Source organism: Streptomyces sp. NPDC058371, assembly GCF_042723265.1.
GTDB lineage: Bacteria > Actinomycetota > Actinomycetes > Streptomycetales > Streptomycetaceae > Streptomyces.
In genome coordinates, this window is the sequence record NZ_JBHXJC010000020.1 from 1 (window position 1) to 11,635 (window position 11,635).

The window sequence follows — 11,635 nt, forward strand, 5'->3', positions numbered from 1 at the left end:
TCGTGACCGTGCAGGGCTCCGAGTGCAGGAGAGCTCTCCTCGTCTCGATGCGGCCCTCGTACAGCCACTCCCAGGCCTCGTCGGAAGCGCAGAGGTCCAGTGCTGGCGTGATGGTGCGGAGCGCGATCGCTATCCAGCGGTCTGCCTGGCCGGGCGAGTGGGCGTCGAAGGAGCCGCGGAAGGTTGGCTGTCGCGTCTCGGTGAGGTCTTCGGTCCAGCATTCGCACCAGAAGCCGGCGATGTATCCGTTCACGAGATGGCTCCCGGTGGGTAGGCCACGAGGACGTAGCGCGTGTTCTCGTCGTGCAGGGCGAGTTGGTAGGCCGTGCCCGTGGTCAGGTGGGCGAGGGCTCGTTCGTGCTCGGCTTCGTCTCGCAGCCAGTAGCGGCCTGGCTGGGCGTATGCCATGTCGAGCTGGTCTGTGACGTTGCTCGTGCGCTCGCGAAGCCATCGCAGTGCCAGTCGGGGGCTCGTCGCATCGTGCGATCCCAGGAGGATCGAGCGGGTCTCGTGCAGGGGATAGGCCGTGGCCCAGCAGCGGTAGACGCCATCTTGTCCTGCCGCAGCTAAGTCCTCGGGAGTGGACGACGTCAGCACCGGTGCCCTCCCGGGTGGACGCTCGTGAAGAGTTCCGCGGTGACCGTGTGGCCGGCCTGGCTGTCGTGGACCATGACCCGGTGTGCGATCGCGCCGACCATCCCGAGGCCTCGTCCGTGCGTGGCGTCCTGGTCGGCGTACTCGACTTTCGGTGCCGTCCCTGTGCCGCCGTCGTCTGTGACCGACAGGGCAACTACCTGGGAAGAGACCGCGACAGCCAGATGGAAGCTGCCCGGCTGTTGCCCGCTGGCCGTGTGCAGGATCGCGTTCGCGCTCAGCTCGCTCACGATCAACTCGGCGTCCTCGGCTAAGGGCGAGTCACGCAGGATGTCCCGCGTCCAGCGGCGGGCTCTGCTGACCTCTTCCGGAAATCCTGGGCAAGTGAGTCCCCAGACCCGCACAGTGCTCGTATACTCGTGCATACAAGTCCCTTCATGCTGGTAGGCCGCCATGTGCAGCGGGTTCGGGCTAGACGAGTTTCACGCCGTCGTGGGCGCGGATGGCCGGCGGGGATGCCGCGTCGAGTGCGTCCAGGACGCGGATCGCGAACGCCTCGTCGGAAAGTTCGGTGACTTCTTCACGGGTGGCCCAGCGCAGTGCGCGGGTCTCGTCCCCGGTGGTGGGTGCGCCGTCGGCGGCCTGGCAGCGGAAGACCAGAGAGACGATCAGGCCGGTCATGTTCTTGTAGACGCCGGTGAGGGTCGCGGGAAGCGCGATCTTGATGCCGGTTTCTTCGAGGACTTCGCGCTGAAGCGCCTCGGGGAGGGTTTCCTCGCGCTCGACGATGCCACCCGGGGGTTCCCACTTGCCGTTGTCGCGCCGCTTGATCAAGAGGGCTCGGCCCTGGTCGTCGACGATGACTCCGGCAACGCTCACGGAGTGCGGACGGTCAGTGGTCACGTTCCTCGGCCCTCTCGGATGGCTAGGCTCTCCACCGTAGCAACAACACTCGCCCACTCGTCTAGATACCTAAAGGAGTACTCGTGACCTCACTTCCGTCCCTGCTCGGCGATCTGGACCCCACGAGCGATCGTGCGGTGTTCCGGCAGATCGCTGACCAGCTGCGCGAGGCCATCGACCGTGGGCGATTCAAGGAGGGCGGAAAACTCCCCTCGGAAGCGGAACTCGTTGAGCACTACGGCGTTTCCCGCATGACCGTCCGGAACTCCTTCTCCGTCCTCCAGGGTGAGGGCCTGGTCGCTGCCGAGCACGGGAAAGGTGTCTTCGTCCGGCCCCGACCGCCCGTCCGCCGGCTGGCCTCCGACCGCTTTGCCCGGCGCCACCGCGAACAGGGAAAGTCGGCGTTCATCGTCGAAGCGGACGCCGCAGGCAGCCATCCCCAGGTCGACAGCCTTGAGGTCAAGGAGGAGAAGGCCAGTCAGGACATCTCCACCCGGCTCGGCTCCGTGCGCAGGGTGCTCGCCCGTCGTCGCCGGTACCTGCTCGATGGGAAGCCCGTCGAGTTTGCCACCTCGTATCTCCCGCTCGACATCGCCCGCGGCACGCAGATTGCCGAGCCCAACCCCGGCCCCGGCGGCATCTACGCCCGTCTTGAGGAGCTGGGCCACCACCTCGACCACTTCGAAGAGGAGATCCGCGCCCGGATGCCCTCGCCGACCGAGGTGAAGACGCTCCGGCTGGCCTCCGGTGTGCCGGTGATCCACCTCATCCGCACCGCGTACGACACCGAGGGACGGGCCGTGGAGGTCTGCGACACGGTCATGGCGGCGGACGCGTACGTCCTCTCCTACCAGCTTCCGGCGACCTGATCGGCGGTGCGCGAGGCCACTTCTTCGGACTCGTACATCCCAACAGGCATACTCGTATAGACGAGTGGGCAAGTTGTGTGGCAGGGTGGTCCACGTTCCCGAAGTCGTCGGGTCCGAAGACTGCATCTTGTATAGACGAGTAGATGGGAAGAAATCTTGCGCACCATCCGTGTGGAGACCTCGGCTGCGACGATCCTGCTGACCGAGGCACCCGAGCCCAAGGTCCGCGACCGTCAGACCGGCGAGATCGCCAAGGACGCCAACACCGGCGAAGCACTCATGACGATCGGCGTCGTCCACATCGAGGAGGGGGAATCCTCCCTGATCAAGGTCACCGTTCCGGAGAGCGGAGTGTCCGAGGGGCTTGCACTCGGGGCGCCGGTCTCGCTGCCCGGGCTCGTGGCCCGTCCGTGGGAGAGCGTCTTCAACGGGCAGCAGCGGCACGGCATCGCCTACCGCTCCGCCGCCGTCACTTCGGCCGCGTTCCCGGCAGCGATGGGAGCCACGGCCTGATGACCGATCTGGCAACGCTTCTGGAGGTGGGTGGTCCTGTCGCCGCACTCGGCGGCGGGGCTGCCTACGCCCGGGCCAAGCACCCCGGCGTCTACTGGTCCATGGTCGGTGTCCCGATATCCACGGCCCGACTGCTCAGCTCGTACGGCTCGGTCATGGAGGCCTGCGGCCTGACCGTGGCTCCGTCCCGGCTTCGGGTCCTGGCGGTCAAGGCCACCACTCGACGTGAAGTCCGCCCCGTACCGCCGCGACGGGGCATCATCCGGCCTACCTCGACCGGCTTACGGCTTCGCCTTCGGCTCGCTCCCGGGCAGGAACCCGCCGATGTCGCCGCCTCGGCCGAACGGCTGCGGCACGCCTGGGGAGTTCACGCCGTGTACGTCACGACCGTGAAGCCGGGTGTGGTCGAACTGCGGCTCGTGGGCTTCGACGTACTGGGGCACGTGCGGATGCCCCGCAAGGTCGCGTCCGGCATGCTCCAGGTGCCCGTGGCTCTGCGGGAGGACGCCACCCCGTTCGTACGCGACTACCGGGCCGTTCCTCACCAACTGACCCTCGGCGCAACGCTGTCGGGCAAGTCCATGTACCTCCGCCACCTGGTCGCCGGACTCGCGCGGCACCCCGTCGCCCTCGTCGGCATCGACTGCAAGCGAGGAGTGGAGCTAGCGCCCTTCGCGTCGCGGCTCTCGGCTCTGGCCACCGACCCGGAGCAGGCCGCCGAACTACTGCCTGTGCTCATCAAGGAAATGGAGGACCGATACGACCTGATCAAGGCTCGCCAGGGCATTGCGTCGGGTACGCCGGACGAGGAGATCACCTCCGACATCTGGGGCCTGCCCGAGCGCGAGCGCCCCGTACCGGTCGTGCTGTTCGTCGACGAGGTTGCCGAACTCTTTCTCGTCGCCACGCGCAAGGACGAGGAACGGCGGGACGAGATGGTCACCCAACTCATCAGGCTCGCCCAGCTCGGCCGTGCCGCCGGGATCTACCTGGAAGTCTGCGGGCAGCGCTTCGGCGCCGAGTTGGGCAAGGGCGCGACGATGCTCCGGGCCCAGTTGACCGGCCGCGTCTGCCACCGCGTGAATGACGAAGCCTCCGCGAAAATGGCGCTGGGCGACATCGCCCCCGAGGCGGTCTCCGCCGCATGCGCCATCGCTGCTGAGCGACCCGGCCTCGCCGTTGCCGGTGACACCTCCGGCGGCTGGTCACGCATCCGTACTCCGTACCTCTCCCTCGGCGATGCCGCCGAATTCTGCCGCGAGTCGGCGCACATGGTGCCCGACCTGCCCGCGCTGAAGCCCTTCCGGCCCGACGTGCCCGTGCGACCGGTCGAGACATATACGCCGCCGGTCGTCCAACCGCGCCCCGTGACCGACTGACGCTCGCCCCACCCCGGCCGGCGTGACCGCCTCGCGCCAACTCCCTACCCCTGCCTTGCCTGAATCCGGAAGGAGCCGCAGCATGCGCGCCCAACTGGCCCGTGTCGACGCGGTGCTCGTCCAAGCGGTCATCGCTGCCGCGCTGTCCTTTGCCCACCTGCACGATGTCGCCTCGGCGGCCGGTCAGGACGGGTGGAAGGCGTGGGCCTACCCGATCTCGGTCGACCTGTTGCTCATCGCCGCATGGCGTCGGCTGCGGGCCGGTGACGAGAAAGCGGCTGGGTGGTGCTGGTTCGTCATCGCGCTCGTCGCGTCTCTCGGCGCGAACGTGGCCACTGCCGGACTCCTCGACTTGAACCAAGTGCCGGCCTGGCTGCGCATCCTCGTCGCGGGCTGGCCTGCGGTTGCCTTCCTCGGCGGAACGCTCCTCGCTCACTCGGCGCCAGCACTGCGCGAAGACACCGAGGGCCAGGAGGCCGCGCCCGAACTCGTGCCGGAGCTCCCCACGCAACCAGCCCCCGAACTGCCCCCTGCCGCACCAGCCGTGTCCGTCCCGGCCGCCCTGGTCGAGCACGCCCGGAAGGTTGCCGCGGAACACCGGACCCGTACCGGAGCGGCCATCGACATCCCGACCCTCCGCGCCCGACTCGGCGTCCCCGCGCCCATGGCCGACGCCATCGCCGCTCAGCTCTGAAAGGAGATCCGCGTGACCGCCAACCGCCGCTTCCGTTCTGTCACCCGCATCGGCCCCGTTCAGGTCGGCACGTCCTACGACGGCCGGGGCCGCGAGAAGCACACCGCTGCTTGCACCGCTCCGCGTTGCGGCTTCTCCACCGACTACGACAGCCGCGCCGCCGCCGAACTCGCCGCCCGTACGCACCGCTGCCCCGTCCGCTGAAAGGACCTGACCCCCGTGACTGTCAGCCTGCCGCTTGTCCTCGTGCTCGGTCTCATCGCCTGGGGAGCGGTCAAGTTTCTCGGCGTCCGCACCTGGATCGTCGTCGTGATCGCCCTGTTCGGCTTCCAGCTCTCGCGCACCTTCATGGCCCCGGCCATCGACTCCGGCACGCGCTCCGGAGTGGACATCATCAACGGCTCACACGACTAGACGAGTAGGTAAGGAGAGCTTCGCCGTGTTCCTGCCCAAGTACCCCGACAGCCCGACGCCGCCGTCCGTGCACACCCACACCCCGGCCGATCCGGCGCCCGTTCGTCGTCCGGTCCCGCAGATCTCCATCAGCACAGGAACGGTCGCGACCGTCCTCGTCGGCGGAGTCGTGCTGACCGCGCTCCTGGCCGCCGTCGCCGTCACGGCCATCTCCGTGGCCATCGCCGCCGTGGTCCTTCGCTCGATGCTCCGCGATCAGCACCGCCGCTGAGAGTCGCTGATCAGCAGACCCCCGGGACGGCCTTGATACCGCCAAGCATCCGCCGCCCCGGGGGCCCTCCCCCTCCTGACCGAAGCCAGAAGGAGAAGCCCATCATCACCCGCGCCACCCCGCCCCCGCTCACCGACCTCGGAGAGCTGGCGGCGCTCGGCACCATGCCCGCACTCCTGCGTCAGCTCGCCGGCCTAGGCGGCTGCACGCACCCGATCCGACTCGACGGCCACCGCACCGAGTACGACGTGAACACCGGTACCGGCGAGATCGGCAACGTCCTCCACCGCCTCGACTCCACCAGCCTCCCGGCCGGTCACCTCCTGGTCCGCTGCAACAACCGCCGTACGACCCGCTGCGCGGCCTGCGCCGAGGTCTACCGTCGCGACACCTTCCACCTGATCACCTCCGGCCTACGCGGCGGCAAAGGCACCCCCGAACGCGTCGCCGCACACCCCCGCGTCTTCGCCACCTTCACCGCACCGAGCTTTGGCCCCGTCCACAACCGCCCCTCCGGCCAGGCGGGTTCGGTCCGTCGCTGCCGCTGCGGCGTCCGCCACGACCAGGACGACGCCGAACTCGGCACCCCGCTCAACCCCGACACGTACGACTACGAAGCGGCCGTGCTCTGGAACGCGCACGCCGGTCCGCTCTGGCGCCGCTTCTCCACCTACCTGCGCCGCGAAGTCGCCAAGCGGGCCGGGCTCTCACAGCGCGCGTTCCGCCAGTACGCCCGAGTGTCCTTCGCCAAGGTCGCCGAATACCAGAAGCGCGGCGCCGTCCACTTCCACGCCGTCATCCGCATCGACGGACCCGAAGGCGGCAACACCTCGCCCCCGGCCTGGGCCACCGCCGAGCTGCTCACCGACGCCATCGGCGCCGCCGCTGCCCACGTCCGCGTGGTCGGCCCGGTCATCGACGGACGCGCCCACGCCTTCACCTTCGGCCGCCAACTCGACGTACGCGCCATCCGCAGCAAGGACTTCGATGCCGGCCAGGAACTCACCGACCGTGCCGTAGCCGCGTACATCGCCAAGTACGCGACCAAGGGCGCCGAAACCGCGACGGGAGCCCTTGACCGCCCGCTCAAGTTCCTCGCCGAGCTGGCCCAACTCGACATCAGCGAGCACGCCCGCCGGCTGATCCGCACCGCCTGGACCCTCGGCGCCCGCAAGGACCTGGAAGACCTCCGGCTCCGCGCCTGGGCCCACATGCTCGGCTTCCGCGGCCACTTCTCCACCAAGTCCCGCCGCTACTCCACCACCCTCGGCGCACTCCGCACCGCCCGCGCCGAATGGCGCCGCGCCCAAGCGACATCAGCCACCGAGGGCGACCCCAACACGACCCTCGTCCTCTCGCACTGGGCCTTCGCCGGAACCGGCTTGTCCTCCGCTGAGGCCTGGCTCGCCGCATCCCTCGAACCCGCACCCGGAACAGAAGGAGAACCGACCCGTGCATGACGACGAACTGCTCACCGTTGTTGAGGTAATGGCCCGGCTTCGGCTCGGCCGGTCCAAGGTCTACGACCTGATACGTACGCGGCGTCTGCCGTCGGTCACCATCGGGCGGTGTCGGCGCATTCCCGCTTCCGCCCTTGGCAACTTCATCGCGGGACAGATGGAGCGTGCGGCCTGATGACCATGCGTCGGAGTCGCGGTGACGGCGGTCTGCATTGGGACGAGAAGAGGCAGCGATGGATTGCCACGGCGAATCTCGGGTTCGATCCGAGCGGTAAGCGGATCGTCCGGCGGGGGAGTGGCAAGACCAAGACGGAGGCGAAGAACAAGCTGAAGGAGGTGTTGCGGGACTACGAGGACGGCCTCGCCATCGCCCCCACGAACTACACCGTGGCCGACGCCGTGAACGACTGGCTTGCTTACGGCTTGGCGGGTCGCGACGCTCGTACAGTCGAGAACTGCACCTACCTGAGCCTGAAGCACGTCATCCCGGCTCTCGGCGCCCGGAAGCTGCGCGACCTGAGCGCGGAGGACGTCGACCGCTGGCTTGCGGCCAAAGCCAAGATCCTCAGTACTCGCACGCTTCAGGCTGCCCACTCCTGTCTGAACCGCTCGGTCAAGCGAGCCATGGCCCGGGACAAGGTCAAGCGCAACGTGGTCGAGCTGTGCTCGGTACCCCAAGGGCAGGCGGGGCGGCCGTCCAAGGCGCTCACCTTCGCCCAGGCCGGGGCGGTGCTCAAGGCTGCTGAGGGGACTTCGATGCACGCGTACATCGTCGTCGCGTTGCTGACCGGTGCCCGTACCGAAGAGCTGCGCGCGCTCACCTGGGACCACGTGTTCCTGAAGGGACGGCTGGACGCTGATCCGCCGCAGCCTCCACATATCGCGGTGTGGCGCTCGGTCCGCCGTGGTGGGGACACGAAGACCCGGAAGTCCCGGCGAACGCTCGCTCTGCCGGCGCGTTGCGTCGAGGTCCTCTGGCAGCAGTTCGAAGACCAGGGGTGGGAGCGTCTCGCCGCTGGCGACAGTTGGGAGGAGCACGGGCTGGTCTTCTCGTCGGCCGTCGGCAAGCCTCTCGACGCGACCAACGTCCGGCGTGCGTTCCGGCAGGCACTCAAGGAGGCAGATGGGATCAACGTCGATGACTGGACGCCCCGGGAGCTCCGGCACAGTTTCGTGTCCCTGCTCTCCGATCGAGGAGTACCCCTGGAGGAGATCTCTCGTCTCGTCGGCCACTCGGGCACGGCCGTGACCGAGGAGGTCTACCGCAAGCAGATCCGCCCCGTGATCCAGACCGGCGCCGCCGTCATGGACGACATCTTCAAGCGCGCTCCGGAGCGCTAGTCACGCAGTTAGACACGCAGCAACGCCAGAGGGCCCTTACCTACCCGGTAAGGGCCCTCTGAGCTGCTACTTAACTGTCGGGGTGGCGGGATTTGAACCCACGACCTCTTCGTCCCGAACGAAGCGCGCTGCCAAGCTGCGCTACACCCCGATTGTCGCTGCTTGCCGCGGCGACGTCGTTTACTTTAGCCCACCGGTGGCTGGAGACGAAATCCGGTTTTCGCGCGGCGGCGTACGGGATCGGGGCGGAGGTGGTCGAGGGTGACGAGGAGGAGGGCGAGGGCGTAGAAGGCGAGACCGAGGAGCACCGCGTTGCTGAGAACGCCGATGTGGCCGTGCCGGTCGACGTCCAGGAATGGGTAGAGGTAGCGCGCCGGCGACCCGGCGGGGACCAGCGCGCTGCGGCCCACCGAGAAGATCAGGTAGGCGATGGGATAGAGGAGCCACGTGGCCGCCTGGCTCACGGGACGGGCGACCGGACTCGTCAGGAGCAGCCAGTCCACCACCGCGGCGATCGGGGTCACGGTGTGCAGCAGCTGGTTCGCGACCGCCTCCCACCCGGTCGGCGCGTCCGTGCCGCCGGTCATCGAGAACGGGCTCGAGGCGTTGGCCAGGATCAGGTGGTAGATCAGGCCCGTGATCACGATGTAGAGCAGAACGCCACCGGTCAGTAGCGGAGGCAGTGGGCGGCGGGCCGTCCACGCGCGCCACGCCGACCAGGCGAAGACCACCGCAACCAGCACGTTGGTCTGGATCGTGAAGTAGCTCAGGACCCGGATCGGGTGGCCCAGGACCAGGTCGATGGCCACGCCGGCCGCGGCCGCCAAGGCCACCAGGACGCGGAAGGCGGTCGCCGTCGAGCGGCGTGCGCGCGCCACGACGGCCGTCGCGGGGACGAGGAAGGGGGCCGGTGCGGGGATACCGGGAATCGCGGGGAGATTCGGTATGTCCTTGGGTATCGGGGCGGTCATGGCCCCACGCTAAATGGGGGTGGCGAATCGGGCTATACGGGACAAGCTGTGCGGGTTACGCAGGTCCGGCAGAGGTCCCCTCCGGCAAGTCACCCGACTCGCGAACCGGCCGGGCCCTGCAGGCGCTCCCGCCCCACGAACCGGCCGAGCCGGACCAGCGCACCGGCTCTCGTCAGCTCCCGAGCCCCCTTGGGCCACGCGAGTAGCGAAGCCTCCTGAGCCCGGCGCCTCCTTGGGCCACGCGAGTAGCAAAGCCTCCCGAGCCCGGTGCCCTCTTGCTCCGCACCAACAACGAAGCCGCCCGAGCCCCGGCGCCTCCTTGGGCCACGCGAGTAGCAAAGCCCCCCGAGCCCCGGCGCCCCCTTAGGCCACGCGACGCGAGCAACGAATCCCCAACCCCTTGCCCCCCGAACCCGACAGGCGCCCCAAGCCCCGCCGACCCCCTGAGCCCTCCGAGCCCGTAAGCCCCCCCCGTGTTGCGAATCCCCCGAGTCCCGCAATCCCCCCACGGCCTCACCCCGACCCAGAGCCCAGCCCCCGCCCCCCACCCCGACCTACTTCCGCGCCACCAACGTCAGCAATGACGCCTCCGGCGGGCAGGCGAACCGGACCGGCGTATAGCGGTTCGTTCCGCAGCCTGCGGAGACGTGCAGGTAGGCGGTCCGTCCCTCGGACGTGTGCCGGGACAGGCCCTTCACGCGGTCCGTGTCCAGGTCGCAGTTGGTGACGAAGGCGCCGTAGAAGGGGAGGCAGAGCTGGCCGCCGTGGGTGTGGCCGGCCAGGACCAGCGGGTAGCCGTCCGCCGTGAAGGCGTCCAGGGTGCGCAGATACGGAGCGTGCACCACGCCCATCGAGAAGTCGGTCGACTCGGACGGGCCGCCGGCCACGCGCGCGTAGCGGTCGCGCTTGATGTGCGGGTCGTCGAGACCGGTCAGCTCGACCGACGCGCCCTCGATCTTCAGCGTGCCCCGCGTGTTCGTCAGGTTCAGCCAGCCCGCCGAGTCGAACCCGTCGCGCAGGTCCTCCCAGGGGTTGTGGATCACGCCGGTGACCGGTGCGTTGCCGTTCAGACCGTGGCGGCCCTGCGTCTTCTCGAACAAGTACCGGGCGGGGTTGCGGAGTTTGGGGCCGTAGTAGTCGTTCGACCCGAAGACATACGCCCCGGGGAACTCCATCAGGGGGCCCAGCGCGTCCAGCACCTCCGGCACGCCCTCGGGGTCGGAGAGATTGTCCCCGGTGTTGATGACGAAGTCGGGGCGCAGCCCGGCCAGGGAGCGCAGCCAGCGCTGTTTCTTGCGCTGGCCGCCGACCATGTGGATGTCGGAGACCTGAAGCACGCGCAGGGGCCGCATACCCGGTGGCAGGACCGGGATCGTCACCCGGCGGAGCCGGAACGAGCGGGCCTCGAAACCCGCCGCATACAACAGACCGGCGGCGCCCACCGCCGTGATTCCCAGGGGTACTCCGTATCGCGCACGCATACGTCCATCGTGTCAGACCCCGGCGAGACCGACGCTTCCCTGTGGACAACCATGAAGCCGCGGGGAGTGCACGGGAGCACACCCGGGAAATCAGCAGGCAACGGCCTCACCACACCTGCGACAATCGACGACATGACCACGCTCAAGTCGAAGCTGCAGGAAGACCTCAACACCGCAATCAAGGCACGCGACGAGCTCCGCTCCTCGACGCTCCGGCTGACCCTCGCCGCGATCACCAAGGAGGAGGTCGCGGGCAAGACGAAGCGCGAGCTCTCCGACGACGAAGTGCAGAAGGTGATCACCCGCGAGGCGAAGAAGCGCCGTGAGGCCGCCGATGCCTTCGCGCAGGGCGGGCGCCCCGAATCGGCCGAGCGTGAGAAGGCGGAGGGCGAGGTCCTCGCCACGTATCTGCCCAAGCAGCTCTCCGACGAGGAGCTCCAGCAGATCGTCGCCCAGGCCGTCGAGGAGGCCAAGGCGGCCGGTGCCGAGGGCCCGCGCGCCATGGGCCAGGTCATGAAGATCGTGAACCCGAAGGTGGCCGGCCTGGCCGAGGGCGGCCGCGTCGCCGCGGTGGTCAAGCAGCTCCTCGCGAGCGGCTGACGGCTTCGATCGAGCGGCTGACACCCTTCGATACGGCGGTGGGGGGGGGGGGGGGGGGGGGGGGGAGAAAAAAAAACCCCCCCCCCCCAAGGGGGGGGAATAATGAGGGTGAGGGGAAGAGAGAAAAAGGGAAGAACAGCGCCCC

The 11,635-nt window shown here is 68.8% G+C and carries 17 protein-coding genes and 1 tRNA gene; 11 read left to right on the forward strand and 7 right to left on the reverse strand.

Translation table 11 applies throughout. The annotated features are described in order from the left end of the window. The 4 genes from ACFWM2_RS36730 to ACFWM2_RS36745 form a co-directional block, all read right to left on the reverse strand. On the reverse strand, positions 1-253 hold a 253-nt coding region (locus ACFWM2_RS36730), incomplete at its 3' end, for a hypothetical protein (protein WP_383289438.1). Next, positions 250-408 (reverse strand): hypothetical protein, encoded by a 159-nt coding sequence (locus ACFWM2_RS36735; RefSeq protein ID WP_383289441.1) that lies wholly within the window; start codon positions 406-408, stop codon positions 250-252. The genes ACFWM2_RS36730 and ACFWM2_RS36735, both read right to left, overlap by 4 nt. A 182-nt stretch (positions 409-590) precedes the next feature. Next, a complete protein-coding gene (locus ACFWM2_RS36740) occupies positions 591-1,019 on the reverse strand; it encodes an ATP-binding protein (RefSeq protein WP_383289755.1) in 429 nt (142 codons plus the stop codon). A 46-nt stretch (positions 1,020-1,065) separates the two neighbouring features. After that, positions 1,066-1,473 (reverse strand): NUDIX hydrolase, encoded by a 408-nt coding sequence (locus tag ACFWM2_RS36745; RefSeq protein WP_383289758.1) that lies wholly within the window; start codon positions 1,471-1,473, stop codon positions 1,066-1,068. Positions 1,474-1,580: 107 nt separating this feature from the next. On the opposite strand from ACFWM2_RS36745, the gene ACFWM2_RS36750 reads away from it, so the two are divergent. The 10 genes from ACFWM2_RS36750 (at position 1,581) to xerC (ending at position 8,438) form a co-directional block, all read left to right on the forward strand. Next, positions 1,581-2,366: a GntR family transcriptional regulator gene (locus ACFWM2_RS36750; RefSeq protein ID WP_383289444.1), complete on the forward strand. Its 786-nt coding sequence runs from the start codon at positions 1,581-1,583 to the stop codon at positions 2,364-2,366. 156 nt (positions 2,367-2,522) lie between these two features. Beyond that, the gene (locus ACFWM2_RS36755; protein ID WP_383289450.1) at positions 2,523-2,879 is read left to right on the forward strand and encodes a hypothetical protein; all 357 of its coding nucleotides are present in this window, start codon (positions 2,523-2,525) and stop codon (positions 2,877-2,879) included. Continuing rightward, positions 2,879-4,258 carry an FtsK/SpoIIIE domain-containing protein gene (locus tag ACFWM2_RS36760; protein WP_383289452.1) on the forward strand — a complete coding sequence of 460 codons (1,380 nt, stop codon included), beginning with the start codon at positions 2,879-2,881 and terminating at the stop codon, positions 4,256-4,258. Before ACFWM2_RS36755 ends, ACFWM2_RS36760 begins: the two co-directional genes overlap by 1 nt. A gap of 82 nt (positions 4,259-4,340) precedes the next feature. Continuing rightward, entirely contained in the window at positions 4,341-4,952 is a 612-nt protein-coding gene (locus ACFWM2_RS36765; RefSeq protein WP_383289455.1) for a DUF2637 domain-containing protein, read from the forward strand. Positions 4,953-4,964: 12 nt separating this feature from the next. Next, positions 4,965-5,156 carry a mobile element transfer protein gene (locus tag ACFWM2_RS36770; protein WP_383289457.1) on the forward strand — a complete coding sequence of 64 codons (192 nt, stop codon included), beginning with the start codon at positions 4,965-4,967 and terminating at the stop codon, positions 5,154-5,156. A gap of 15 nt (positions 5,157-5,171) precedes the next feature. Continuing rightward, a complete protein-coding gene (locus ACFWM2_RS36775; protein WP_383289460.1) occupies positions 5,172-5,366 on the forward strand; it encodes a hypothetical protein in 195 nt (64 codons plus the stop codon). A 25-nt stretch (positions 5,367-5,391) separates the two neighbouring features. After that, on the forward strand, positions 5,392-5,637 hold the full coding sequence (locus ACFWM2_RS36780) for a SpdD protein (protein WP_383289463.1): 246 nt from the start codon (positions 5,392-5,394) through the stop codon (positions 5,635-5,637). A 164-nt stretch (positions 5,638-5,801) separates the two neighbouring features. Further along, positions 5,802-7,097, forward strand: coding sequence for a replication initiator (locus ACFWM2_RS36785; RefSeq protein WP_383289466.1), 1,296 nt, complete (start codon positions 5,802-5,804; stop codon positions 7,095-7,097). Continuing rightward, entirely contained in the window at positions 7,090-7,272 is a 183-nt protein-coding gene (locus ACFWM2_RS36790; protein WP_383289469.1) for a helix-turn-helix domain-containing protein, read from the forward strand. Before ACFWM2_RS36785 ends, ACFWM2_RS36790 begins: the two co-directional genes overlap by 8 nt. Continuing rightward, a complete protein-coding gene (gene xerC, locus ACFWM2_RS36795) occupies positions 7,272-8,438 on the forward strand; it encodes a tyrosine recombinase XerC (RefSeq protein ID WP_383289472.1) in 1,167 nt (388 codons plus the stop codon). The genes ACFWM2_RS36790 and xerC overlap by 1 nt, the downstream gene beginning before the upstream one ends. Before the next feature lie 77 nt (positions 8,439-8,515). Here xerC and ACFWM2_RS36800 read toward each other — a convergent pair. The 3 genes from ACFWM2_RS36800 to ACFWM2_RS36810 form a co-directional block, all read right to left on the reverse strand. Beyond that, positions 8,516-8,589, reverse strand: a tRNA-Pro gene (locus tag ACFWM2_RS36800). A 34-nt stretch (positions 8,590-8,623) separates the two neighbouring features. Continuing rightward, complete coding sequence (locus ACFWM2_RS36805) at positions 8,624-9,409, reverse strand: Pr6Pr family membrane protein (protein WP_383289475.1); 786 nt, start codon at positions 9,407-9,409, stop codon at positions 8,624-8,626. A gap of 554 nt (positions 9,410-9,963) precedes the next feature. Then, positions 9,964-10,890, reverse strand: a complete 927-nt coding sequence (locus tag ACFWM2_RS36810) for a metallophosphoesterase (protein WP_383289478.1) — start codon at positions 10,888-10,890, stop codon at positions 9,964-9,966. Between the two features lie 132 nt (positions 10,891-11,022). Here ACFWM2_RS36810 and ACFWM2_RS36815 point away from each other — a divergent pair, with 132 nt between their 5' ends. Further along, on the forward strand, positions 11,023-11,490 hold the full coding sequence (locus tag ACFWM2_RS36815; protein ID WP_383289481.1) for a GatB/YqeY domain-containing protein: 468 nt from the start codon (positions 11,023-11,025) through the stop codon (positions 11,488-11,490). Positions 11,491-11,635: the final 145 nt, after the last annotated feature.

Coding starts and splice junctions, on each gene's coding strand:
- ACFWM2_RS36735 (WP_383289441.1), bottom strand. CDS start 408: ATGGCATACGCCCAGCCAGGCCGCTACTGGCTGCGAGACGAAGCCGAG.
- ACFWM2_RS36740 (WP_383289755.1), bottom strand. CDS start 1,019: ATGCACGAGTATACGAGCACTGTGCGGGTCTGGGGACTCACTTGCCCA.
- ACFWM2_RS36805 (WP_383289475.1), bottom strand. CDS start 9,409: ATGACCGCCCCGATACCCAAGGACATACCGAATCTCCCCGCGATTCCC.
- ACFWM2_RS36815 (WP_383289481.1), top strand. CDS start 11,023: ATGACCACGCTCAAGTCGAAGCTGCAGGAAGACCTCAACACCGCAATC.
- ACFWM2_RS36810 (WP_383289478.1), bottom strand. CDS start 10,890: ATGCGTGCGCGATACGGAGTACCCCTGGGAATCACGGCGGTGGGCGCC.
- ACFWM2_RS36760 (WP_383289452.1), top strand. CDS start 2,879: ATGACCGATCTGGCAACGCTTCTGGAGGTGGGTGGTCCTGTCGCCGCA.
- ACFWM2_RS36765 (WP_383289455.1), top strand. CDS start 4,341: ATGCGCGCCCAACTGGCCCGTGTCGACGCGGTGCTCGTCCAAGCGGTC.
- ACFWM2_RS36785 (WP_383289466.1), top strand. CDS start 5,802: ATGCCCGCACTCCTGCGTCAGCTCGCCGGCCTAGGCGGCTGCACGCAC.
- xerC (WP_383289472.1), top strand. CDS start 7,272: ATGACCATGCGTCGGAGTCGCGGTGACGGCGGTCTGCATTGGGACGAG.